Annotated in this window: 22 protein-coding genes and 2 pseudogenes; 7 read left to right on the forward strand and 17 right to left on the reverse strand. The window is 39.2% G+C overall.

Annotation, left to right across the window (positions count from 1 at the left end; all coding sequences use genetic code 11):
- Nucleotides 1-58: 58 nt before the first annotated feature.
- The 11 genes and pseudogenes from ACE1CI_RS17375 to ACE1CI_RS17425 form a co-directional block, all read right to left on the reverse strand.
- On the reverse strand, nucleotides 59-3,691 hold the full coding sequence (locus ACE1CI_RS17375; RefSeq protein WP_496615532.1) for a WD40 domain-containing protein: 3,633 nt from the start codon (nucleotides 3,689-3,691) through the stop codon (nucleotides 59-61).
- Between the two features lie 308 nt (nucleotides 3,692-3,999).
- The gene (locus ACE1CI_RS17380) at nucleotides 4,000-4,905 is read right to left on the reverse strand and encodes an alpha/beta fold hydrolase (protein ID WP_413265963.1); all 906 of its coding nucleotides are present in this window, start codon (nucleotides 4,903-4,905) and stop codon (nucleotides 4,000-4,002) included.
- 121 nt (nucleotides 4,906-5,026) lie between these two features.
- Complete coding sequence (locus ACE1CI_RS17385; protein ID WP_413265964.1) at nucleotides 5,027-5,311, reverse strand: hypothetical protein; 285 nt, start codon at nucleotides 5,309-5,311, stop codon at nucleotides 5,027-5,029.
- A gap of 218 nt (nucleotides 5,312-5,529) precedes the next feature.
- Nucleotides 5,530-6,915: a hypothetical protein gene (locus tag ACE1CI_RS17390; RefSeq protein ID WP_413265965.1), complete on the reverse strand. Its 1,386-nt coding sequence runs from the start codon at nucleotides 6,913-6,915 to the stop codon at nucleotides 5,530-5,532.
- Between the two features lie 45 nt (nucleotides 6,916-6,960).
- The gene (locus tag ACE1CI_RS17395) at nucleotides 6,961-8,136 is read right to left on the reverse strand and encodes an AI-2E family transporter (RefSeq protein ID WP_413265966.1); all 1,176 of its coding nucleotides are present in this window, start codon (nucleotides 8,134-8,136) and stop codon (nucleotides 6,961-6,963) included.
- A 72-nt stretch (nucleotides 8,137-8,208) separates the two neighbouring features.
- The gene (locus ACE1CI_RS17400) at nucleotides 8,209-8,397 is read right to left on the reverse strand and encodes a hypothetical protein (RefSeq protein ID WP_413265967.1); all 189 of its coding nucleotides are present in this window, start codon (nucleotides 8,395-8,397) and stop codon (nucleotides 8,209-8,211) included.
- 82 nt (nucleotides 8,398-8,479) lie between these two features.
- The gene (locus ACE1CI_RS17405) at nucleotides 8,480-9,499 is read right to left on the reverse strand and encodes an aldo/keto reductase (RefSeq protein WP_413265968.1); all 1,020 of its coding nucleotides are present in this window, start codon (nucleotides 9,497-9,499) and stop codon (nucleotides 8,480-8,482) included.
- 68 nt (nucleotides 9,500-9,567) lie between these two features.
- Nucleotides 9,568-10,851, reverse strand: a complete 1,284-nt coding sequence (locus ACE1CI_RS17410) for a tetratricopeptide repeat protein (RefSeq protein ID WP_413265969.1) — start codon at nucleotides 10,849-10,851, stop codon at nucleotides 9,568-9,570.
- Between the two features lie 128 nt (nucleotides 10,852-10,979).
- A complete protein-coding gene (locus ACE1CI_RS17415) occupies nucleotides 10,980-13,973 on the reverse strand; it encodes a hypothetical protein (protein ID WP_496615533.1) in 2,994 nt (997 codons plus the stop codon).
- A gap of 114 nt (nucleotides 13,974-14,087) precedes the next feature.
- Nucleotides 14,088-14,516: pseudogene (locus ACE1CI_RS17420) on the reverse strand (SAM-dependent methyltransferase); the annotation flags it as partial.
- Nucleotides 14,517-14,609: 93 nt separating this feature from the next.
- The gene (locus ACE1CI_RS17425; RefSeq protein ID WP_413265972.1) at nucleotides 14,610-15,017 is read right to left on the reverse strand and encodes a hypothetical protein; all 408 of its coding nucleotides are present in this window, start codon (nucleotides 15,015-15,017) and stop codon (nucleotides 14,610-14,612) included.
- Nucleotides 15,018-15,230: 213 nt separating this feature from the next.
- Here ACE1CI_RS17425 and ACE1CI_RS17430 point away from each other — a divergent pair, with 213 nt between their 5' ends.
- The 6 genes from ACE1CI_RS17430 (at nucleotide 15,231) to ACE1CI_RS17455 (ending at nucleotide 18,819) form a co-directional block, all read left to right on the forward strand.
- Nucleotides 15,231-15,632: a fasciclin domain-containing protein gene (locus tag ACE1CI_RS17430; RefSeq protein WP_413265973.1), complete on the forward strand. Its 402-nt coding sequence runs from the start codon at nucleotides 15,231-15,233 to the stop codon at nucleotides 15,630-15,632.
- A 155-nt stretch (nucleotides 15,633-15,787) separates the two neighbouring features.
- A complete protein-coding gene (locus ACE1CI_RS17435; protein ID WP_413265974.1) occupies nucleotides 15,788-17,023 on the forward strand; it encodes a DUF4336 domain-containing protein in 1,236 nt (411 codons plus the stop codon).
- A gap of 85 nt (nucleotides 17,024-17,108) precedes the next feature.
- The gene (locus ACE1CI_RS17440) at nucleotides 17,109-17,888 is read left to right on the forward strand and encodes a Uma2 family endonuclease (protein WP_413265975.1); all 780 of its coding nucleotides are present in this window, start codon (nucleotides 17,109-17,111) and stop codon (nucleotides 17,886-17,888) included.
- A gap of 43 nt (nucleotides 17,889-17,931) precedes the next feature.
- Entirely contained in the window at nucleotides 17,932-18,153 is a 222-nt protein-coding gene (locus ACE1CI_RS17445; RefSeq protein ID WP_413265976.1) for a hypothetical protein, read from the forward strand.
- Between the two features lie 121 nt (nucleotides 18,154-18,274).
- Nucleotides 18,275-18,619: a hypothetical protein gene (locus ACE1CI_RS17450; protein WP_496615534.1), complete on the forward strand. Its 345-nt coding sequence runs from the start codon at nucleotides 18,275-18,277 to the stop codon at nucleotides 18,617-18,619.
- The gene (locus tag ACE1CI_RS17455; RefSeq protein WP_413265978.1) at nucleotides 18,616-18,819 is read left to right on the forward strand and encodes a hypothetical protein; all 204 of its coding nucleotides are present in this window, start codon (nucleotides 18,616-18,618) and stop codon (nucleotides 18,817-18,819) included. The genes ACE1CI_RS17450 and ACE1CI_RS17455 overlap by 4 nt, the downstream gene beginning before the upstream one ends.
- 194 nt (nucleotides 18,820-19,013) lie before the next feature.
- Here the strand turns inward: ACE1CI_RS17455 and ACE1CI_RS17460 are convergent.
- The 6 genes and pseudogenes from ACE1CI_RS17460 to ACE1CI_RS17485 all read right to left on the reverse strand — a co-directional run.
- Nucleotides 19,014-19,283 (reverse strand): annotated as a pseudogene (locus ACE1CI_RS17460) (DUF2281 domain-containing protein); the annotation flags it as partial.
- 26 nt (nucleotides 19,284-19,309) lie between these two features.
- Nucleotides 19,310-19,693, reverse strand: a complete 384-nt coding sequence (locus ACE1CI_RS17465; RefSeq protein ID WP_413265980.1) for a type II toxin-antitoxin system VapC family toxin — start codon at nucleotides 19,691-19,693, stop codon at nucleotides 19,310-19,312.
- The gene (locus tag ACE1CI_RS17470) at nucleotides 19,690-20,001 is read right to left on the reverse strand and encodes a DUF2281 domain-containing protein (RefSeq protein ID WP_459564102.1); all 312 of its coding nucleotides are present in this window, start codon (nucleotides 19,999-20,001) and stop codon (nucleotides 19,690-19,692) included. Before ACE1CI_RS17470 ends, ACE1CI_RS17465 begins: the two co-directional genes overlap by 4 nt.
- A gap of 37 nt (nucleotides 20,002-20,038) precedes the next feature.
- Nucleotides 20,039-20,926 (reverse strand): hypothetical protein, encoded by an 888-nt coding sequence (locus ACE1CI_RS17475; RefSeq protein WP_413265982.1) that lies wholly within the window; start codon nucleotides 20,924-20,926, stop codon nucleotides 20,039-20,041.
- Nucleotides 20,923-21,990, reverse strand: coding sequence for a DNA-methyltransferase (locus ACE1CI_RS17480; protein WP_413265983.1), 1,068 nt, complete (start codon nucleotides 21,988-21,990; stop codon nucleotides 20,923-20,925). Before ACE1CI_RS17480 ends, ACE1CI_RS17475 begins: the two co-directional genes overlap by 4 nt.
- A gap of 68 nt (nucleotides 21,991-22,058) precedes the next feature.
- The gene (locus ACE1CI_RS17485) at nucleotides 22,059-23,294 is read right to left on the reverse strand and encodes an LL-diaminopimelate aminotransferase (RefSeq protein WP_413265984.1); all 1,236 of its coding nucleotides are present in this window, start codon (nucleotides 23,292-23,294) and stop codon (nucleotides 22,059-22,061) included.
- A 477-nt stretch (nucleotides 23,295-23,771) separates the two neighbouring features.
- Here ACE1CI_RS17485 and ACE1CI_RS17490 point away from each other — a divergent pair, with 477 nt between their 5' ends.
- Complete coding sequence (locus ACE1CI_RS17490) at nucleotides 23,772-24,767, forward strand: glycosyltransferase (RefSeq protein WP_413263556.1); 996 nt, start codon at nucleotides 23,772-23,774, stop codon at nucleotides 24,765-24,767.
- Nucleotides 24,768-24,770: the final 3 nt, after the last annotated feature.

The raw sequence follows: 24,770 nt of genomic DNA on the forward strand, positions 1-24,770 counted from the left end.
GATGCAGGGCGGAAATTACACCTCCTAAAGCGACTTTCCTAACCCTAATTCCTCCTTTTTATTTCAGATTCAAGTCTTTGGCACAAATGCGACGGTCTTCTTCTGTAACATTAGGATTCGTTTTCAGATAATCGCTAACCCAGTAACAACCTTGTCTGATGAGGACATCTAAATCAGTTTCCACTTTCCACAGTTTCACTGTGTTGTCAAAACTTCCACTAGCCAGAGTTTGACCATCAGGGTTCCAACTTACACTAGTGACAAGACGCTGATGGCTTCTAAGAGTTTGCAGCAACTTCCCTTGAAGGTTCCACAGTTTCACCGTCCTATCCCAACTCGCAGTCGCCAGAGTTTGACCATCAGGACTCCAACTCAGACTGTAGACAGAACCCTGATGACCTTTAAGAGTTTGCAGCAACTTCCCTTGAAGGTTCCACAGTTTCACCGTCTTGTCATTACTTGCAGCAGCCAGAGTTTGACCGTCAGGACTCCAACTCACACTATTGACAGATTCCTGATGACCTTTAAGAGTTTGCAGTAGTTTGCCTTGTTTACTCCAGAGTTTCACTGTCTTGTCACCACTTCCAGTTGCCAGAGTTTGACCGTCGGGACTCCAACTGACACTTCTAACAAATTCCTGATGACCTTTAAGAGTTTGCAGTAGTTTGCCTTGTTTACTCCAGAGTTTCACCGTCTTGTCATCACTTCCAGTTGCCAGAGTTTGACCGTCGGGACTCCAACTGACACTTCTAACAGATTCCTGATGACCTTTAAGAGTTTGCAGTAGTTTGCCTTGTTTACTCCAGAGTTTCACCGTCTTGTCATCACTTGCAGAAGCCAGAGTTTGACTGTCGGGACTCCAACTCACACTCCTGACCCAATCCTGATGACCGCTAAGAGTTTGCAGAAGTTTGCCTTGTTTACTCCAAAGTTTCACTGTTTTGTCAACACTTGCAGAAGCCAGAGTTTGACCGTCGGGACTCCAACTCACTCTAGAGACTCTTTCGTGATGACCACTAAGAGTTTGGAGTAGTTTGCCTTGTTTACTCCAGAGTTTCACCGTTTTGTCACCACTTGCAGAAGCTAAAGTTTGACCGTCAGGACTCCAACTCAGACTAATGACAACACCCTGATGGCTACTGAGAGTTTGGAGTAATTTGCCTTGTTTACTCCAGAGTTTCACTGTATTGTCACCGCTTCCAGTCGCCAGAGTTTGACCATCGGGAGTCCAACTTAGACTCCAGACAGATTCCTGATGACCAGTAATAGTTTGCAACAGTTTGCCTTGTTTACTCCAGAGTTTCACCGTGTTGTCATAACTTCCAGTCGCCAAAGTTTGACCGTCGGGACTCCAACTCAGACTAATGACAGATTCCTGATGACCAGTAATAGTTTGCAACAGTTTGCCTTGTTTACTCCAGAGTTTCACCGTGTTGTCATCACTTGCACTCGCCAAAGTTTTACCGTCGGGACTCCAACTTACACTACTGACAGATTCCTGATTTTTAAGAGTTTGTAGTAGTTTGCCTTGTTTACTCCAGAGTTTCACCGTTTTGTCATCACTTGCACTCGCCAAAGTTTGACCGTCAGGACTCCAACTCACACTCCAGACAACAGCCTGATGACCTTTAAGAGTTTGTAGTAGTTTGCCTTGTTTACTCCAGAGTTTCACTGTCTTGTCATCACTTGCAGAAGCTAAAGTTTGACCGTCGGGACTCCAACTCACACTCCTGACAGATTCCTGATGACTTTTAAGAGTTTGTAGTAGTTTGCCTTGTTTACTCCAGAGTTTCACTGTCTTGTCATCACTTGCAGAAGCTAAAGTTTGACCGTCGGGACTCCAACTCACACTCCTGACAGATTCCTGATGATTTTTAAGAGTTTGTAGTAGTTTGCCTTGTTTACTCCAGAGTTTCACTGTCTTGTCAGAACTTGCAGAAGCCAAAGTTTGACCATCGGGACTCCAACTTACACTATTGACAGAACCTTGATGACCAGACAAACTATTGCGTTCTCTAATAGAATAAAGCGTTTGGCTCAAAGCAGCTAACACTTGCCTCTGAGTGTCGTCCTTTTCCCAAAGTAATTGATTGAGTTGTTTAAGTTTTTGTCCCGCCCGTAATGCTTCTAGTAATGCGGTGAATCCTTGACCAGAAAAAAGTTGTTCTCTGGAAGAAGCAGCTTTGAGTTTCACATCTGCTGCTTTGAGTATTTCCGTACTAACCATAAACGCTGTGACAATGGAAAAAGCTAGTAACCCAAGAGAAATTCCAGTAATCAAACCCGCCTTTTTTCGTGCTTTATCTAAAATTTGATTAGCTTTCTTCTGTGCATCCAATTCTTTCTTCTGTACGTCCAATTCTGCCTGAATTGTTCGTTTATCATACTCCTGACTCAAGCTTAAAAAACGGTAATCCAAATCACTCAAACTTTTCCCAACCGCCCAATTTTGAGCGTTCAACAATGCTTGACCCCGCAACAACCGCGATTCATCTTGATAATTAGAATCTTTCCAAGCATCAAAACTTTCCCCATAAGGACGTAAATTAGCTAACTTTTCCTCTACCCAATTTAAGTGAAACACAGATTGATAAATCCGGTTATAAACTTGTAATTGACCGTCACGTTTCACCACCAATCCAGTTAAGCGTAATTCCATCTGTTCGGGGCTGTCGTCTGCGGCGACTGGGGACTGGGGACTGGGGGCTAGGGATTGGGGATTGGGTTCGTATTGAAGGATTTGTTGATAGATTCCTAATAATCTGCCTGCGCGTTGTGGGCTTCTAAGAATTCGGTCTCTAATCGTTTTTAAATGTTCTGGTACATCTTGGGTTTCCCAACTTTGAATCACATGATCTTGTACCAGATTCGCTACTGATTCAGCTTCTTTACCCGTTGTAATTTCATCAGATGATTGACGAATTAACTTACAAATTTTCTGAGTTAAAAATGGTTGTCCGCCCGTCCAAAGCAACACAGCTTCAATCACTGCTTGGGGATTTTCGACAATATTTGCTAATCCTAATGTTAAAGGTTGTGCTTCCGCTAATTGAAAGCCAGTTAATTCGATTGCTTGACCAATATTAAATGGTGTGCGTTGTCGGTCACTAATCAAATCCGCAGGTGTCGCTACCCCAATTAAAACAAAGGTTAAACGACAATATTCGGGATTATCAGCCCGATAATTATAACATTCGCGAATGACGGCAAAAAAATCATCGATATTAAATGGTAAACTTAATACACTATCAATCTCATCAACAAATATAATGATGGTTTTCTCTATATATTTGAGTAATATTTCTCCTAAAAACTTGCGAAACTTCTGTACAGGAGAAAGTAAACTGTGATTTGTCCACCATTCATCTAAATCAAAACTAGTGTACAGTTCAAAATCGTTAATTAAATAATCAATAACTCCAGCATACCATTGTTCAGGGGTGATGTCGGAAGTGCCGATCGCAGTAATATCCACAGTAGCACAAGCAAATCCTTCTTCCCTCAAACGCTTAATAGTTCTCACCCGCAAACTAGACTTTCCCATTTGCCGAGAATTCAGTACATAACAAAATTCTCCAGCAATTAATTGTTGGTAAAAATCCTCATCTGCTTGTCTGCGAACATAAGTAACTGCATCCGCTGGTAAACTACCGCCTACTTGATAATCTAGGGAAGAACTTGGCAGGTTCATAACTTGTTTGAGGCACTTTTGCAAGTTAAATTTTAAACTAGCTTTTTTACATAATATGGCAAATAAATTTTATTTGTTTATAATCAATTTTAGTTAAAAATATTTGGTTTGTGTAATTTTTTACATTGCTTTTTTTAGTGATAACAAATATTTTTAGGAATGCGATCGAAAATAACACCCCCTAAAGTGAGTTTTCCGATCGCTTTAAGTTAATCTAAAAAATATTCTGGCTATTAGTCATCCGTTCTACTTGACTTTGACAAGATGGGCAAGCACAGCCGACAATCGATCTCGTAATTTCTGAATATTTAACTTTGCAAAAATGGTAGAATTTCAGAGGCGATTTGCTGGGGGAATTCTTCGTGCATTCCGAGAGAACCTGGGAGATAGCGGGTTTGGATGTTGGATAGTTGGGCTAAGTTGTCCATTTCTTGTTTTGATTTAGGTGGACATTGTTCGCCAATTACTACCATTATTGGCAGGGAAATTGAGTTAAATAAACTGAGGAATTCGCTGTTTGTTTGCACAGGATCTAATGCGCCTGTGACGAAGGCGACTGGGGCAAATTTTCCGCCTGGTTTTTGGGTAATTTGCCATTTGCGATCGATAAAATCAGAACTAAGTATTTTTGTATCGGTAAAAACGTGGCTTTGATACATATAACTGAGGAAGGGTGGCGCAGTGTTCAGGCTGTAGAGAATGTCGCCTAAAATTGGCGATCGTACTGTCTCCCGAATTATACTAAACCAATCTTCCTGTTTTCCTGCCATTGTGGGCAAGGGGCCTCGCCATGTGGGGGCGGTTAAAACAATGTGCGAAAATAATTCTGGTTGTTGATTGGCTAGTTGCATGACGTAACCTGCGCTGTGTCCGGCTGCGACGACGGCTACGGGTCTTTTAAACACTGTTTTGACGAAATCTGCCAAAAATTGCTGGAATATGGTTGGTTTGTAGTCTAGGGGTGGGCGATCGGATTCGCCAAAACCAGGCCAATCTAATGTTACTGTTTGAAAATAGGGTGCTAGTAAGTTCGCTAATCCTGCCATTTCGGAACGGCTGGAAACTGTGCTAAAAGCGGGTAAAAGTAATACTGGCGTTCCTTTGCCTGCGGTTTCGTAAACTATCCATAATTGTTGACCTTGCCAGTTCCAAGCGTATTTTTGTAAGAGTCTGTCGGTGTTGGTGGGCGAAGTTGCTGGAGATGTGGTGTTCATGGCTAGAAGGGAAAAAGGTTTTCGTTTGCATCCGTTCTAGCCTTTAATTTAGGTCAGGTTGTCTGACCTCGCAACTGTCGCAAGGAACGAATACAGGCGGGACGATCGCAACCAAACAAAGCTACGGCAGACTCGCTTCTTCATCTGTAAAATCTAACATGGGTGTGTTGTCTTCCCCAGGTTGCACGTTAGTTGGTGTCACTAAAGCTATTGGTAAACTCGATTTTTTGACACACACTAATTGTTTTGTGTGTACCGAAGGGGTACAGACTAAATCCTGTTTATTTGATTCGGAAGTTTGGCTAATTATTTCCGATGCTTGTGCAGGGTTGATGGTGACAAACAATGACAGTATAGACCCCAAAAGTGTCGGTCTAGTCAGTAAAACCAGCAAAATTCTACTCATTGGCTTCCATCACACATATCTATTTCTTTGCATAGATTATCAAGTATATTACCGCAAAAAGAAACAGAAAACCAAAAATCTCCCAAATTGCTGGGAATGACAGGCAAGATGCCTGTCCCACAAGATTGGGCAAAAATGAATTTTGTCTGTGTAGGCTATGGGAAGGTTAAGCTTTCATCTGTGTTTATCTGTGGATATCTGTGGTAAAAAAAATAGCTTTATTCCAAAATCACATAATTTACTAAGTCGGTAATTTGGGGCTCGGCAAAGCGGTTTAAGATGCGCCAAAGCACTGTATAACTACCATCAGCATTGCGCGAAACTGGGCGAAAGGCAATTAATAAATCGCTGCTAGGTGTTGTTAATAAGAATTCCAAATTGCGCCGTTGCCTTTTGGTAATTCGTTCATTGTTTAATACTGCTTCTGGTAGTTGAAATTGTACTGTTCGCACTAAATAAGTGTGGTTTAAAACTGCTGGCGCTTGGGCAAAAAGTTTAATGCAACATAAGTCTTCAATTTTACCTGTGATGAATAAGCGGCGATCGATCTGCAACGCTTCCAATCTATCAGGTGGTTGATATTTCAAGAAAAATTCTCTTGTCGGTTTAGCAACATTTAATAATTTAGCATCAAGATTTTCAATTGGTACATCTCCTAAGTCTTCCATAAAGCCGTAATTTAATCCTCGCTGCACAATTTGAAATTGATTATTGTCGAGTTGAATTTCTAAACGGGGAAGAAATTCCCCGCTTTCTGCTAAAGGCGGATAAGGGAAACGTTCTAATCTACTAGCTAATAATCGACTGCGTAATTCTTTCGCGTCTTGGCGATAAAATTCTGCGGGTAATATTCGGGCAATTCCTGTGTTGGGTAAGGCGAGAAATGGGCGGTATAATTGATTAAGTGCTTCGGAAATATTGTAGGGATCTTCGGTTACTTGACTGGGAAAATTAAATCTAGTTGCAGGGGGAAAGAGTGCGGTTGCTTGGGAGAGTAATCTTCTGGTAGTTAACAGGGGGGTGGTTGCTTCGATCGAAATGGCGATCGCAGGTAAAACTGGTGGTAAATATCCCTCTATTGGTTGTTTAGCTTCTCTCCCAATTATAGGCGGTTCTGGTGAAGGTAAAGGTGCGATCGGTGGAGGCGAAATTGGTTGTACATCACCCAATCTAACTAATCTTCCGCTGATGATTGGTTTAAGGGTTTCTACTGTGTTGGTAGAAATATAAAGGTAACAGTAAAGTTGTAATTGTTCGGGTGTTAAACTAACAAATGGTGGTAGGTTAGTGGAGTTTCCTGAGCTAACAATTCGACAAAGATCTACTGGGGAAGCATAGTAGCGTCTGAGGAAGCGATCGACTGCCCAAGTGTGAAAGAAAAGTTGCGATCGCACTCCTCTGAGAAATTCTGGATCGGCACTTGCGATCGCCTTTTCTAAGAGAGAAACTAAATTGATTTGTTCCTGTACTAGTTGCTGTGCTGGTTGCCAAAAATCAGAACTTTGATTTAATTGATCTGAAGGCATAAAGGGATTTTCTTGCGCCTTGGCAACCAGGGGTAAAAATAACAAAAGTGGTAATAGCAAAGATAAACGCTTTTTCATGGTTTCATGTTTTTATAATTACCAACCACCTTTTTACCACATCTTTTAACTTTGCCGATCTTGAATATTTTGATTATCTTCTTGAAGCTGAGTATTTTCTGCTGCTAATTCTTTTGGTGGCGACTCATTTGATATTACAACGACTTCACTTGTCTGATCTTCTTTCTTTTTACCCCATTGATCCAGCACATCTTTAATTAATACTTCCTTAATCCAAACTTGTCCCACAACTGTAATTGGCAAAGCTAATAATAATCCTAAAAATCCAAAAAATGTAGCAAAAATCACTTGTGACATTAAGGTAATCGCGGGTAGAAGTGCTACCTGTTGCGCCATGACATAAGGAGTGATGAAATTACTTTCCAGTTGTTGAATAAATATGTAAAGAATTAACACAAAAAGAGATTTCCAAGGATTATCTAATAATGCCACACCCATCGGTAAAACTACACTTAATGTAGGGCCAAGATTAGGTATAAAATTTAGTAAGCCTGCTAAAACTCCTTGTGCTAATGCTAATCTAACGCCAATAATTGAAAGACCAATAAAACTTAATAAGGCAACCAGAGTCATACTAATGATTGCGCCAATTACCCATTTTCCTAATGCTACTTCACATTCAGTTAAAATTTCTTCTACTCGCCGTCGATAAAAAGAGGGAAATAGCCGCACAAATGTTCTGCGATAGGCTAAGGGTTGAGCTAACATCATTATTGTTAAAACTATAACCAATAAAAAGCTCAGAATCATCCCTAATGTATTAGAAACAAATACACCTGCACCCCCAACTAATGATTGTACTAAAGGTTGTAATTGTTGGACTAATTGTTGGCTAGGTCGGAAAGCTTGGTTATTAATGGTAGGTCGAGGTATGAATTGATTTATCCAAGGTGGTAAACCATTAATTAGTTGTCTGAGTCTGGTATTCCAAAGGTCGATCGCCTTCGGAAATAGGTCAACAAGTTCTTGAGATTGAGCAATAAAAGGCGGTACAATTAAAAAGAAAAAGCCTATAGTAACGGCAAAAAATAAAACTAAGGAAACTATTACTGACCAAAATCGAGGCAATTTTAATCTTCTAGTTAACCAACGGACTAATTGATTTAAAGAAGTGGCGAATACAATAGCCGCAAATACCAGCAAAAGCACTTGCCGGATTTCCCAAAGCACATATAAACAAATAATAAGAACTAATAGGCCGATTATTTGACCAAATTTCACTGTAATTACTCCCTAATAGTTAGCTCATTTAACAGTTGAGTTGACATGATAACTTGCTTGTCACATTTAACTTCAGGTTTGCTGTTGTTGATATCGCCACCAGAGAGCGATCGCTAATACTACAGTAGGCAACAACACAATTATCAGGACAATTTGTGTTTCTGCGGGAACATTGAAATAGGGGCATACAAATTTAATAATTGCTGACAAAACTGCGGAAAGAATAAATACTTTAAGAAGGAATTCGGTTTGATTTTCCATTGTTTTATTTTCCTAAATTAAGGGGAACTTTTAAACTAAGTATCTAAAATTCCCCGATTTTTTTGTAAAATTGGATTAGTTACTAGCGTCGATATTCGTCACCACAATCACCAATATATTTGAATAAATCTTGGGATTGTTGTGTAACAGTATTAATTTGTTCAAGATCGTCTCGATCCAAGCTCAAATTAAATACTTTCGCGTTATCCTCAATATGCTCAGAAATTCCTAATCTTCCGCCGACAATTACACCTCCGACTGCTGGTTTATCAAGTATATAACGAACCGCAACATTAGGAATACTAACTTGGTGTTTGCTAGCAATTCTTTGCAAAACTTCAAGCAATTCTTGGAATAAACTCCAACCTCCCCAAGCGTCAATCATATTTTTATATTTCCGCAAGGAAACTGTTTCTAAAGCCATCGGATTTGGTTCTGGTTGACCGAGATATTTTTCCGATAAAAAGCCACCACAAACAGTCCCGTAAGTGAAAAGTTTAATATTGTGCTGTTCACAAAATTGGCTCATTTTGACTTCGGGACGGCGATCGACTATCGAAAATTGCACTTGGTTGGAAACAATTTTGATCCCGTTATCTACAATTATTTGTAGATGTTCTGTGTCAAAATTTGTTAAAGCTAAATGCTTAATTTTTCCTTCTTCTTGCAATTCGACCATGTATTTTAGGGCATCTAAGTAGTTATAATCGCGATATTCCCACCAGTGAAATTGCATTAAATCCAGAGATTCTACTCCCATTCTGCGGCGAGAAATATCAATATTATCTTCCACTATTTTCCGGGTCATTTTCCCTGGTCTTGGCACCCATTTAGTGAAAGCTTGAATATTAGATAATGCAGCTTCTCCACTGGTAGCAGCAAGGTGACGACGAAATTCGCCAATAAAGTCTTCGGCTGGCCCATAATGGTCGGCTAAGTCCCAAGTTGTAAAGCCTGCATCGACGTATTTAAACATAGTTTCGATCGCAGTTTTCGGGTTAATTCTTCCATGTGCGCCCGATACTTGCCACATTCCGTTTAAAATGCGACAAATATTTAAATCTGACGTAAATTGCAATCGGCTTGATGCTGGTAAATTCATCTACTACTAAATCCCTTGGTTAAAAGCAGATGCAATAGATTTTAACATTATTGCTATATTATGCCGATCTAGCGATCGCGCTCCAAATCTTGAATTGCCTTTTCCCAATACCATTCTTCTGGCATTCCCGGATATTTATAACGCGCAATATCCACCAAACGTTCAGCAATATCTCGATATCCACCAACCATTCTAATTAGTTGATTTTGTAACTCGGTTAATGATGTAGATTTTGCTTGAGAAAAGAAATCAGAAGAATTTTTTCTTTGATAACGTTGGGGGCGCGATTGTACTTTTTTAATTTGCTCTAATGCTTCTCGATATTTTTGCCAATCTCCGCGATTAAAGTAAATATTCGCAACTTGTTGATAATCATCGATCGCCCCTGGTAAATCTTCAAAATCTAAACGTGCAGCTGCCCTTTGATAATAAGCTTGTGGCTCGTCTGATTTCTCTTTTATAACGCGAGAATAATCTTCTATTGCTAAACGATGATTAGCAGATTTGTGATGAGCATTACCCCGATAAATATAGGCATCTATGTAATTTGGATCGATCTGTAATGCTTGGTTGCAATCATTAATTGCCCCGCCATAATCACCCATTTCCAAACGTACCATTGCCCGATAACAATAAGCTTGTAAATTTTGGGCATTGAGTTGTAATGCTTTATTTAAATCAGCAATTGCTTGTTGATTATAGCCGAGTTTACTTAACACCATTCCGCGATAAGAATGTGCTTGAGCATCATTAGGATCGGCTTGAATTAGCCAGTTTAAATCTTCCAAAGCTTGTCTTAAGTCGCCTCGTTGCACTTTTTGTAATACCTGCTCGTAAAAACCAGTATGGGTAGCTAATGCAGTTTGGGCGCGATTTTGTTCTGCTTGAATTTCGGTAATACTATTAATGCAACGTTGGCAATTTTGCTTATCTTTTTCTGCCAAATAAATGTTAGCAGCTTGCTTAAAACTGGCGATCGCTTCCGCTAAATTTCCCAAACGGCGGAAAGCTGTTCCTTGCAAGCTATAAGCAGCAGCTAATTTGTTATTTAATTTCAAACTTTGTTCCGCATCAGCAAGCGCCCCAGCATTGTCTTTTAATGCTAACTTAGTCAATCCGCGACTTAAATAAATTTCCGTTCTTTCCGGTTGTAATTGCAAAGCTTGGTTGTAGTCAGCTATTGCGCCTGTGCGATCGCCTAATTCAAAGCGACACCTTCCCCGTTTATAATATGCCTCAACTAATTGGGGGTTGATTCGCAAAACGCGATCTAATTCTCGCACTGCGCCTGCAAAATCTCCCGCTTGCGCCTTTTCTAATCCCCGATTGTAAAACTCTTGTTCTTGATCCATCTGACAAAATCCATTTACCCAACTCTTGTTTATTACTTTAGCTCATAGCAAAAATCCTGCGCCTCAAGGCTAAACTTACTAGCAGCAGGATTTTAATTTCAAATATCTTTTACTTTAATGAAAATTCATCAGCTAAGCAACTGATTCAAAGTAGTAGCGAAGTTTTCCACTTCAGGTTTACCAATTTCTCGCCAGCCCTCATCACCCAAAATTACAGAGATCTCGTGCTTGTTTGTTGGGTAAAATTTGGCGATCGTATTTGGCGATAACCACAGTTTCAAATTTCCCTCATCAGAAGGCTTTGCGGAAACTACAAACAAGCATTTTGAACAATTGCTGGGTACAGATAGCATTCGACTTGTCGGCGGACTAACCATTAAATTAGTAGGCCAACAATCAAAAGTCAATTGGTGCTGGCTAGCAACTTTTAGTATTAATTGAAACTCTTCCCCAATGCCATTCTCCTCAGCCATCCGCAAAATTGATGCTAAACTCAATTTTCCGCTGTTATAGTAAGTGGAGAATTGGCTGAATCTGGAAATAGCGAATTTGTCAGTTTTTTTTTCCACAGGTTCGGGGGGTTTACTTGGCGGAAACTGAGGAATTTTCGGGGTTAGTTTCTCAGTTTTTTCCTGTAATTCCTGCAATTGTTGTTGCATTTGAGCAAAACTATCTAACAGTTGAGGAATCATTGCTACTTGTTCATTTGAACTAGTTAGCTGTTGTTTGAGAGATGCCATCTCTAATTTTAGTTGTTGATTTTCTTGCTCTAAGTAACTAGGATCAAATTCAGGTTTTCCCGTTTCTAATTCCGTTATTTGAGCTACTAATTTTTGTTCCAAAGACTCTACAATTTGTCTGATTTCAGCCATTTCTTGTGGCTCGGAACGTTCCTTAAATTGAACAGACAACCCGGCAAAATAATCTTTTAATAGTTGGATATCTTTTTCTAAGTAACCTGCATCAAAACCTGTGGTTGAATTTAATGTTGCTAGTCTTTCTTGTACTGTATCTGTAATTTGCCTTAACTCAGAAAGTTGCTGTGATTCCCGATCGCTAAATTCCGCTCTTAACTGAGCTAAATGCTCTTTTAATTGATTGATTTCTTGCTCCAATTCACTAACATTAAAACTCGCAGGCGCGTCAGGTAATGTAGTTAAGCGTTCTTGAACTGTATCTGTAATTTGCCTTAACTCAGAAAGTTGCTGTGATTCCCGAGCGCTAAATTCCGCTCTTAACTGAGTTAAATGCTCTTTTAATTGATTGATTTCTTGCTCCAATTCACTAGCATTAAAACTCGCAGGCGCGTCAGGTAATGTAGTTAAGCGTTCTTGAACTGTATCTACAATTTGTCTTAACTCAGAAAGTTGCTGTGATTCCCGATCGCTAAATTCCGCTCTTAACTGAGCTAAATGCTCTTTTAATTGATTGATTTCTTGCTCCAATTCACTATCATTAAAACTCGCAGGCGCGTCAGGTAATGTAGTTAAGCGTTCTTGAACTGTATCTGTAATTTGCCTTAACTCAGAAAGTTGCTGTGATTCCCGAGCGCTAAATTCCGATCTTAACTGAGTTAAATGCTCTTTTAATTGATTGATTTCTTGCTCCAATTCGCTTGGATTAAAACTTGCAGGCGCGTCAGGTAATGTAGTTAAGCGTTCTTGAACTGTATTTGTTATTTGCCTTAACTCAGAAAGTTGCTGTAATTCCCGAGCGCTAAATTCCGCTCTTAACTGAGCTAAATGATCTTTTAATTGATTGATTTCTTGCTCCAATTCGCTAACATTAAAACTTGCAGGCGCGTCAGGTAATGTAGTTAAGCGTTCTTGAACTGTATTTGTTATTTGCCTTAACTCAGAAAGTTGCTGTGATTCCCGAGCGCTAAATTCCGCTCTTAACTGAGTTAAATGCTCTTTTAATTGATTGATTTCTAGCTCCAATTCGCTTGGATTAAAACTTGCAGGCGCGTCAGGTAATGTAGTTAAGCGTTCTTGAACTGTATCTGCAATTTGCCTTAACTCAGAAAGTTGCTGTGATTCCCGAGCGCTAAATTCCGCTCTTAACTGAGTTAAATGCTCTTTTAATTGATTGATTTCTAGCTCCAATTCGCTTGGATTAAAACTTGCAGGCGCGTCAGGTAATGTAGTTAAGCGTTCTTGAACTGTATCTGCAATTTGCCTTAACTCAGAAAGTTGCTGTGATTCCCGAGCGCTAAATTCCGCTCTTAACTGAGTTAAATGCTCTTTTAATTGATTGATTTCTTGCTCCAATTCACTAACATTAAAACTCGCAGGCGCGTCAGGTAATGTAGTTAAGCGTTCTTGAACTGTATCTGCAATTTGCCTTAACTCAGAAAGTTGCTGTGATTCCCGAGCGCTAAATTCAGAATTTAACTGCGCTAAGTTTTGTTTTAGCTGGTTAATTTCTTGTTCTAAATAACTGGTATCAACACTAACTGTTGTTGTCGGTAGTTCAGCTATTTTTTGTTGAAGCAAATTAGTAGTTTGTCTTAATTCTGTTATTTGGCGTAACTCTGTCCGCTCTTTGAACTCAGCACTTAATTTAGCAATATCTGCTTGCAATTTGGCAATTAGTTCCTTTTCGTCATTTTGGTAAATAACACCTTCTAATTCGATAACTGCTGCTTTCAATTCAACAAGTTGTATTTCTACATAAGTTGGATCAAATGTCGCCAAATTTTGCGGAATTTCTGGCTGTTCTTGGGTTTTTCTGGAAGTAAGGTTACTCAATGCTTCTTGCAGAGTAACAAATTGTTTTTGCAGAGCAGAAATTTCTGCTTTAGAAGCTTGAGAATCTACAGTTTTGCTAGCAAGCGATAAATCTTGAACTGAAGCTTGTAGCGATCGCATTTCCCCAGCAACTTCTTTATCTACCTGTTCGATCCGATTGTCGATTTCCGAAACGATCGCTGTAATATCATCTTCTAACTTTTGCTGAAATTTTCCTCTGTTGATCAAATTCAGCGACAGCGCTAAAGTCAGAGGAGCCGCCGCTACAATCATCTGTTGTGACCAAATCGCAGCCAGCGTCCCAGCCACACTAGCACCAACTGAAACCTTCTCTGCAACCCTCAGACCGTTGTTTTCGTTGCTAGCTTTCATGGAGTACACCTACAAATTGTAAATTTGTTTTGCCTGTTAAGTAAAATCTATCATATAATTTATCGCGTCAATATTTGATAAGATGTTTAGATTTCCTTTTCATCTGCGTGAAGTCTACCCAAGAAAATGACTTTCTTTTGTACTAGCAGATTCTTCAGCCAATTTTGTGATACTTAAACAATTTAAGATACTCGATTTAATCGGGCGCTTTTCGTCCCCAAATATCAATGATAAATAAAACTTATTCGCTGCTGGAGAATTCAACAACTGAAATGTTTCGGATGCTGCTTCCTGCTCATTAAAACTCAGGAAATAAACAGTATCATCAAAAACAACAGGCTTTTCCTTTATCTTGCCTATTAATCTGAACTCTAACTTTTTATAAAGTCCAGAAATGGCAATTTTCCAAGGGGCAAAAGTATATGAACCAACTCCAAAAATAGAGAAAGGAGGATTATTAAGATAAATTTTGCTTTTTCTATTATTTAAGTAACTAGCGTGGGATTCCAGATAACTCCAAGTTTTAGGAGCAAAATCTTTTATAGTTTTATATAATAAATTAAGGACTGAGAAATTTTGTTTTACTACATTCAATCCAAAATCTAAAACTCCCCAGTCCCCAATCACCAATACCAATTATTGCCAATTCCAAGATTTTAACCGAAAGACTAAATTAGCCTGTTCAGGTTTTGATTGTAAATCGGAAAATTGAGTTAAAAATATCGAATGTCCGTTTCTTAAACTCACCAGATTATCTGCCTCAATCTTCAAAGTTTTTTTATTCCCGAAATTACATTCAAAAGGTGCAACTCTGGAAGCACTCAAGGGGCCAAACTGACTTCCCAATCTAACTCCAACACAAGTAATATCTGACGGTTTTTTACCTGCTTGGCGCAAAGCAGTATTTACTTCTGTGTTTAGTTTGCTGGATTGCCGAATCAAAGGCATAATGTCATTTAAAGCTAGAGTTCCCTCGGCTAAAGCAGTTTGAGAAATCAAACTGCCTGCGATCGCTAAAGGTAGCACAAATTTAGTGATATTCATTTTTGATCTCGCTCTGACAAAATTTCACAATACTATGATAAATTGACTCTTTAGATAGAGATCGGTTCCCAAAAGCAAAACATTTTAAATTGTTTAGCAACAAGACTCAGTTCATGCTAAGGTGACAGATTGAGCCAAGAATCCAACGCGCTTCTGCCCGGAGGAATATTAATAAGCTCAATAAGGCATTTTTATGTAGATAAGTTGAAACTCATGGCTGACATAGTTGATATTGCAGTTAGCGCAGGTTCGTTCCAGACTTTAGTAACAGCTGTTCAAATAGCTGGTTTAGTCGATGCGCTGAAAAGTCCGGGGCCTTTTACAGTTTTTGCACCTAATGACGAAGCTTTTGCCAAACTGCCACCGGGAACAGTAGAGTCTTTGGTTAAAAGCCCTCCTCAGTTAGGCAGGATTCTCAAATATCATGTAGTGGCAGGAAGATTAATGAAAGAAGACCTAGCTAAACTTAATTCTGTCACTTCTTTGGAAGGTTCGCCGATTCCCATCGATTGTTCTGATGCTTTTGAAGTAAAAAATTCCACAGTTATTGCCGCAGATATTGAGGCGGATAACGGTGTGATTCATGTGATCGATCATGTAATATTGATGGGTTAATCTGCGGAAAATTGTAGAGACGTTGTATACAACGTCTCTACAAGCCTAATACAACGTCCGTACAAGCTTAAAATAGTAGTGTCTGACCCAACGGACAAACTAAAAATTGTATTTTAGAAATTAAGTAAAGTAATTGTAGAGTAGATAAACTTGAGATGAAAGGGCAAGAAACACAAGAACAAACAATTAACTTAAACATCAATCCTAAAGATATTTCATGGGCATTTTGGCCTGTTTTACCACTTTATCCCCGCAGTAGAAGAAGAACTATTCGTAAAGAAGTAGTTCCTGAGACTATCTGGACTTTTGATCAGTTACAAGGGATTTTTTACGTTGCCGTACCAATTAGGATGACAGTTGTCAGACTGGAAGCAGGAGGTTTGTTAATCTATGCACCAGTTGCCCCAACTTTAGAATGTATTCGATTAGTTAAAGAATTGGTAGCTAAATATGGCGATGTGAAATATATTATTTTGCCCACAGTTTCCGGTCTGGAACATAAGGTTTTTGTCGGCCCTTTTGCCAGACGTTTCCCGCAAGCCCAAATTTTCATCGCCCCAGGTCAATGGAGTTTTCCCATTTCCTTACCTTTGAGTTGGTTAGGTTTTCCGGCAAAACGCACTCAAATACTTCCAGAAGATAGCAGTCAAACTCCCTTTGCTGATGAGTTTGATTATAAAATTTTAGGCCCAATTGGATTAGGTTTAGGTTCATTTGGCGAGGTGGCTTTTTTCCATAAGCGATCGCAAACCCTCCTAGTAACTGACTCGGTAGTTTCCGTCCCGGAAAATCCCCCAGAAATCGTTCAAATTGAACCTTATCCCTTACTTTTCCACGCTAAAGATGATGCTTTTTCTATTGTTGAAGACAACCAAGCTAATCGCCAGAAAGGTTGGCAACGCATCTCATTATTTGCGTTTTATTTCCGTCCTAGTGCAATGGAAACAGTGGAATTAGGAAAAGCATTTGGGAATTCTTTCAAAGTTAGCGATCGCTCCAAAAAAGCTTATTTTGGTATCTATCCCTTCAAATGGAAAAATGGCTGGCAACATTCATTTAAAGCCCTCCGAAGAGATGGGAATTTATTAGTAGCACCAATCTTACAAGCTTTGATTTTGAATCGCGCACCACAGGAAACAATTAATTGGGCAAATCAAGTTACCCAATGGGATTTTCACAGGATTATTCCCTGTCATTTTGATGCACCAATTTCCGCAATTCCCCAGCAATTTCGCCAAGCATTCAACTTTTTAGAAAAAAATCCTGCTGTCAGTAATGATTTTATTAGTGCTACTACACCTTTGCCGGAAGAAGACTTTCAATTACTTAGAGAACTGGATGAAGCTTTAGGCAAACTTGGCATTGTGCCACCGTCAAAGGAAAAAATTTAAGCTGAAAGCTTAATAAAAATTGTAATGCTATAGAATATAATAAACATAGCTAGGCTAAAAAGTTTGATATTTAGGATAGTGAATAATGTATCAAACAGATCCGCCACTCCCGGCGAAAGAAACATTACCGACAATGTACGATCTTCCTAGCGAAGATCCAGAGGAATCAGGTTTGCCAGATCAATTTCATTTATTACAACCACAATTATTAACAGAAACATTCCGTCCTCCTGTTTATCCGCTCGAGGAAATATTTACGGCTAGCGATCTGAATCTTTATTATGATTCTCGTCATCCACTGTGGCATAAACGCCCGGATTGGTTTGCAGTTGTAGGTGTTCCTTATCTTTATGAAAATGGAGATTTGCGTTTAAGTTATGTAGTCTGGCAAGAAGCTATTAATCCTTATATTGTCGTTGAGTTACTGTCACCTGGAACCGAAAAAGAAGATTTAGGTCAAACATTGCGAGATGTGGAAAAACCTCCTAGTAAATGGGAAGTTTACGAAAAGATTTTAAGAATACCCTATTATGCCATATTCGATCGTTATAAATCTGAGTTTAAGATGTTTCAATTGACAGGCGATCGCTATGTCGAAACTTTGCAGGAAACAACTTTATCTAATTCCCGTTTTTGGATTCCCGGCTTAGAATTAGGTTTAGGAGTCTGGGAAGGTAAATATCAAAATGTCCAAAGGCTTTGGTTACGTTGGTACGATCGAAATGGTAATTGGATGTTAATTCCCGCAGAAGAGGAAAGACAAAAAGCTGAACAAGAAAGGCAAAAAGCCGAACAAGAGAGGCAAAAAACAGAAAGATTAATTGCCCAATTGCGATCGCTGGGTGTTGAACCTGATTTAGATTAGAGCGATCGCATTTCATATATAAAACACAATAAATTCAAAACAGATGTCTATTTCCAAATCAGAAGCAAAGCAACTTTTAGAAAGAATGATTTTTGAGGAGACAAGTCCTCAAGATTGGGTACAAGATGTTTGGGGATTAAGCCCTTTGTTGGGAGATAGCGCCGCTAAATTATTTGAAGCTTTTGAAATGTTAATTGAGTGTTGTCCTGAAGAAAAGTTAGATAATTTGCTGCAATCTTTGTATCGGGAAAATCTTGATTTGTAGTGATTAGGAATGGGAGATTGAGGATTGGGAATAGAAAAAGTGATTGTACAAAAATTTTTCTCCTGATAGTTGCAGCAAAATGAGTATGATATAGTCTTGTTCTCTTGAAATATAGGGCATAATGGCTAAATTACCAGACCAAACTTTAACTACTATTTTTTACTTGCAGCAACAGTTGGTAGAATTGATTGATGAAGCAAAAGCTACTGAGTTTGCTTTATTTGAACAGTTTGGTGAGAATGAAGCAACTCTACCAGAATTAGATCAGATGCAAAGCAGTGTCGAGAGATTGAGAATACCTTACTCGCGTCTGCATACGTTGGTTTTAGGAATAGCTGAATACCAGCCGATAGCAACCGATGCTATGCTGAACTTATTGGCTCAAACTATTGAACAGGCTGAAGCATTAATCGGTGCTGTCGAGGCAAGCATTTCTGAAACTAAACAAAATTGGAATTTGCCATGAATCAACAAGCTCAAATACCAGACCCCGAAACGAGAGCAAGAAGTGTAGCTAGGTGGCGCGAAGTTAACCAACAAATTGACTTGCTTACACTCCAGCTTGATGAATTAATTGCGCTCGTAGAAGCTGGTTTGCGAGAGCAACGTCTGGCTAGACTTAAAGGAAAAGGTAAAGATCAAGCAGCAGAAATTATTAATCAGTAAGTTGCAGTATAGGTTGTCAGTAGAAAACTAAAACTTAAAACTTTGCGGGAGATGGGCAGACTGTGATTATTGTTAGCAACCTATTCAGCAGACTTGCGCCATTCTTGTCCAAGACGAACCGCTTCATCAAAGGTAGGATCGTTTTCAAAGCTACCCGTAACTTTTAACCACCAATCATTCTCTTTGGAATCAAGATCATCAAAGTCATCTGGAACTGTAAACTCACCTGTACACAAACCAAATGGTCGTAGTTGCTTATTGCTTGGTTCTGCGGTGGTTACTTCTAAGCGATCGACACCTTCAAACCATTTTAACCATGCTTCGACAAGCTTTTCTTTACTCTGGCTTTCAGCAGTTTTGGCAAGATGTTTTTGGGTAATAAAAGCGATGAAATCACTCACTTCCTGTAAGAGTGGTTCGGGAAGTTGTTGTAATTTGGCGATCGTACTATCACGAATAGTCATAAGAATTGCCTCTATACTATTGTCCTTTACAAGATGCTGACTGAATAGGCACGAATTGCTGCATCTACTGTCGCAATGCTCAAACCATTTTGTAATGCTTGGCAGATAAGCATTCTATCAAACGGATCGCGATGTAATGGTGGTAGTTTAGCCAGTTGAACTACACTACTTTCATCAAGAGCGAGACTGGAAATTTCATGAATATCGCGCTGTTTAGGTAAATATGTTTCGGGAGGTTCCGGCAGAGGTAACTTACCTAACTGGTACTTAACAATTGCTTCCCAAATTGAAACAGAACTTAGATAGACTTCGTTGTTTGGATCGCGAATTGCATCCCGAACATCCGTTAATAATCGAGTATCGCCACTAATGAACCAGAGAAAAATATGCGTATCTAATAAAATCCTCATTTGCCCTCGAATGCGTTGATAAGATCTTCCGGCAAAGGAGCATCAAAGTCATCTGGAACTGTAAACTCACCTGCACACAAACCAAATGGTCGTAGTTGTTTATTGCTTGATTCTGTGGTTGTTACTTCTGAGCGATCGACACTTTCAAACCATTTTAACCATGCTTCGACAAGCTTTTCTTTACTCTGGCTTTCAGCAGTTTTGGCAAGATGTTTTTGGGTAATAAAATCGATGAAATCACTCACTTCCTGTAAGAGTGGTTCGGGAAGTTGTTGTAATTTGGCGATCGTAATGTCACGAATAGTCATAAGAATTGCCTCTTTGAAATCACTTTCTCTAAGATCTTTAGCTGTCATCTGCAACGTCTTCATGAGTAGAAACAGGTAAAGGTTGCCCAACAGATAATAAAGTGCTTTGCGGTAATCTCTCTTCAATTTGTCTCAACATTGCCTCCAATTCTACTCTTGGACTGGTTTGTAAACCAAGACACTGTGCAATTCCATTCGCGTCCGTACTCCATCGTTGTGTAAGCTGAATCCGATAACCTGAAGCTTCAGCAAGCAATTCATAGGAGTGAAAGTGCATAGGATTTCCCAGGCGAGCATCTTGAATATGTTCAAAAGAAAACTCTCGTTGCATATATTCAATAAGGCAATCTTGAGCTACCAAGACAAGGTGTTTACTGAGATGTTCAAAGGTGTGAATTTTATGGTGGAGTTGCATCAAAATTGTCTTTGCTGTCATCTTCCAATTCATGCCAAAGCTCTTTCCTGATGTAACGTCCGCATCTCGCACTTCGATACCATGATTTTGAAGAAAACGTTGACGTTCAGGCCACACCGTACCAGTGGTATCGAGGGTTTGCAATTCAATGCCAACGAAGTCAATAACCTTTCCCGATCTTACAGAAGCAAGGCAATAATCTATGCTGCCTCCAGGGACTGAAATTTCAGGCACAATCCGAAGTTCATTGCCCGGTTCATGCAGTGTCAAAAGATGAATACAGTCCATAAAGATCTGGCTACGCTCAAGAAGCCGAAACGGACAAATAATAATATTTCGGGCTTGTTTACCATAAGATACTGTACAGGTACCAATGGTAATTTCAGGCTCACTCTTCCGGTTTTTGAGACATTTACGAGCTAAAAAAGGACAGTTCTGGTTAGATACAATATCACTCCAAGGAAGCAAGTGATTGGTAGAATTTCCATATAATTCGGCAACTTTAGTCATGAGGATAAGCCACACCTTTGACGAGCAATAGTAATGTACTCGCCTGAAACATCAATTCCGATCGATTTTCGTTTTAGTTGATAAGCAACTAAGCTTGTTGTACCTGTTCCCACAAAGGGATCTAGAACAACACCAGATTGTGGACAGGTAGCAAGAATTGGTATTTTACAGAGATCTTCAGGATAAGGTGCAAAGTGAAGCTTTCGCTTTTGAGTATCTTCTGGCAAAATATCCCAGACATCGCTGGGTTTACTGCCATTTGGATGATATTTAAGAAAATAGAAGCCACGTTCAGCAAGTTCACGCGCTCGTCCAGAAACTTTTGCTGAATCTGAATGCGTTGTTCTTTGCTGTCCACGAATAATCATGCGAAAGTCAGATATTTTACCTACACGCACTTCTTCCAATACTTCATCAAGAGCTTTGAGTGCATTTATCCGTTCAGCATCATTAAGTGCTGTCGATAATTCAATTTGTCTTCGATAACGTACTCCAGAAACACCTGTTGCAGAAACTACGGAACCATTGACAACCTTAGCTTGTCTGGGCTTTGAGCGAATTGCATCAACATCATAAAAATAGCGTTCTATCTTTACAAAGTGAAAAAAAGGCTCATGTATATTTCGGAGTTTATCTTTGGTGTTGTCGGGTGCGCCTTTTACCTTATTCCAAACAACACTATTACGAAGAATCCAGCCTTGTTTATCAGTCATCTCAAGGGCAACTCGCCAAGGTATACCAATTAAAGATTTATTCTGATAAGCATCTCCGATATTGAGCCAGAAAGAACCACTAGGTTTAAGAATTCGCTTGATCTCATGAAAAATTAGCAGCAGTTTTTTAATGTAGTCTTCCCACTTTTCCTCTAGCCCAATTCCTCCATTAGCATAAGCTCTGTGTCCCCAATAAGGTGGCGATGTTATTACACAGTCGATGCAATTGTCAGGAAATAGCTGCAAAAGTGCAAAAGTATCAGCTTCTAAAAATAGAGGCATGGGGTCTGATAAGGTGAGATAGTCTTTAACCTTACCTATATTATCTAGAAGTTCGCTTCCCACAACCATTGAGATACCTAGCAACTACATCTCATAACTTTTTATTCAGGGTGAGCAAAGCCCACCCAAATTTCATCTTACACCTTAAACTTTTCGGTAATTCGCTTCATCGCTTCTTCCACATTTTCCCGACTATTAAAAGCAGAAATGCGGAAATAACCTTCACCTGCTGCACCAAAACCAGAACCGGGAGTTCCTACTACATTGCAATTTTGCAACAGCTTATCAAAGAAATCCCAACTCGATAAATTATTTGGGGTTTTTACCCAAACGTAAGGGGCATTTACTCCGCCATAAACTGCGATTCCTGCTGATGTTAATTGTTCGCGGATAATCCGGGCATTTTCCAAATAAAAACTGACTAATGCTTTAACTTGTGCTTTGCCTTCTTCGGAGTAAACTGCTTCTGCACCTTTTTGTACGATGTAAGAAACGCCATTGAATTTAGTTGATTGGCGACGATTCCATAACTTCCATAATTCTACATCGGAACCGTCGGCAGCTTTGGCGGTTAAGGTTTTTGGTACTACTGTGAATGCACAACGAGTTCCGGTAAATCCGGCAGTTTTGGAGAAAGAACGAAATTCGATCGCACAATCACGAGCCCCCTCTATTTCATAAATAGAATGGGGAATATTTTCTTCAGTAATAAATGCCTCGTAAGCTGCATCATAGAAAATAATTGCATTGTTTGCTTTGGCATAATCAACCCAAGCTTTTAAATGTTCTTTCGTCGCAACTGCACCTGTGGGATTATTAGGAAAACAGAGATAAATTAAATCGACTTTTTCCGAGGGAAGGGAAGCAGTAAAGTTATTTTCGGCGGTGATTGGCAAATAAACTAAACCTGCAAATTCGCCTTTTTCACTTGCATCGCCCGTGTGTCCCGCCATTACGTTAGTATCTACATAAACGGGATAAACTGGGTCGGTTACTGCAATAATATTGTTATCGCCAAAAATGTCGAGAATGTTGCCTGTATCGCACTTTGAACCGTCAGAAATAAAGATTTCGGAAGCGTCTACTTCGCATCCTCTCGCTTGGAAGTCGTTAGCGGCGATTTTCTCTCTTAACCAAGCATAACCTTGTTCGGGCCCATATCCTTTAAATGTGTTGCGATCGCCCATTTCTTCCACAGCTTTAATCATAGCTGTGCGGCAAGCTTCCGGCAAAGGTTCGGTAACGTCTCCAATACCTAAGCGAATAATCTTAGCATCAGGATTTGCTTCTGCAAAAGCATTGACTCTTCGCGCAATTTCGGGAAACAGATATCCAGCTTTCAGCTTCAGGTAGTTGTCGTTGATGGTTGCCATGTTAAATTGCAAAAAACGCCCTAAAATAGCTTACTGCTAATCTAGATAATTATTTCCCTTCTGGCTTCTTACGGTAAATATTACCCGATCGGGTGAATCTAATGGATGAAGTAGCGAAAATTGCAGTTTTGCGAGAATATAGTTAAGTGGCGATACAAGCTTTATGCCTGTGTCTCCCAAAAAACTATGCTGTGTTTCCCCACCGTTAGCAGTGGGGTTTCCTATTTTTTCCAGGGTAATTTTGTTCCCATTTCTGTCATCGCTGAAAAAATTAGATAAAGTATTAGCAAGCCGACTCCACCGCAAAAAGCTAACAAGTCATGATTCATATTGTTTCTCATTAACACTTTAAGTAATAATATTAACTCAAGTAACGTAAGAGATTAAGATTAGGTACGTTGTTGCGCTTCAGCGCTCTTATTACCAATCTTGATAAGAGCGCTGAAGCGCAACAACATACTAATTTGAGGTGGTGTGATGCGAAAGCTTTATTTTTTAGTTCCGGGAACTAAAGGCAAATTTGCTTGTGGTGGACTTTGGGCAGAATTAAAAACAGTGAAGTTAGCCCAACAAATATGTGATGCGAATGTTGTCACTTATCGTCAAAGGGAACCAGAACAACTTTTTATTGATGATATTTTAAAAAGTCCAAGTTTAGATAATGCAATTTTTGTAATTAGTTGGGGTTTTGATGTTCCTAAACTTGTCACTAAGCTTAAAGGTTATAATTTAATTTATCATGCTCATAGTGCTGGTTACGGCTTTAAGCTTACGGCAAATATTCCCATTATTACTGTTAGTAGGAATACTTTGGGATATTGGGGACAAAAATCTCCTCATTCGCTAATTTACTATTTACCTAATCAAATTTCTGATGAATTTACTAATTTAAGTTTATCACGGGATATTGATGTTTTAGTGCAAGCGAGAAAATCTTCGACTTATTTAATTAAAGAGTTAATACCAGCGTTGAAAAATCTTTGCAAAGTACAAGTTATTGATTCTTATGTGGAAGATTTGCCAGGGGTTTTTAATCGATCGCAAGTTTACTTATACGACTCTGCGGAATACTGGGCGCAACAGGGAGTAAGTGAGGGTTTCGGTTTACAACCAATGGAGGCGCTTGCTTGTGGTTGTCAAGTCTTTTCTAGTGTGAATGGTGGGCTTTCTGATTATTTAGATCCGGGTTTTAATTGTCATAAAATTGCAGGTTACTCAAAAGAATATGATGTAAAAAGGATTTTAAATGTCGTGAAAGGTTCAAAAAGTATTACATTACCGGAACAGTTTTTTGCTGAGTATAGAACCGAAAATATTATTAAGCGATTACAGGTCATTTTAGGGGAAGTAAATCAATTTTTTGACCAAAAGCCTGATTTTTCAAGTGAGATTAAAGATTTAACAAAAATGCGAATCTTCAGGCTGAAAACACAAACATTGTTGAAGAAAGTTTTAAAAAGAATACGAGGTTAAAAT

The sequence above is a fragment of the Floridaenema flaviceps BLCC-F50 genome (assembly GCF_041929275.2).
GTDB classification, from domain to species: Bacteria; Cyanobacteriota; Cyanobacteriia; order Cyanobacteriales; family Aerosakkonemataceae; genus Floridanema; species Floridanema flaviceps.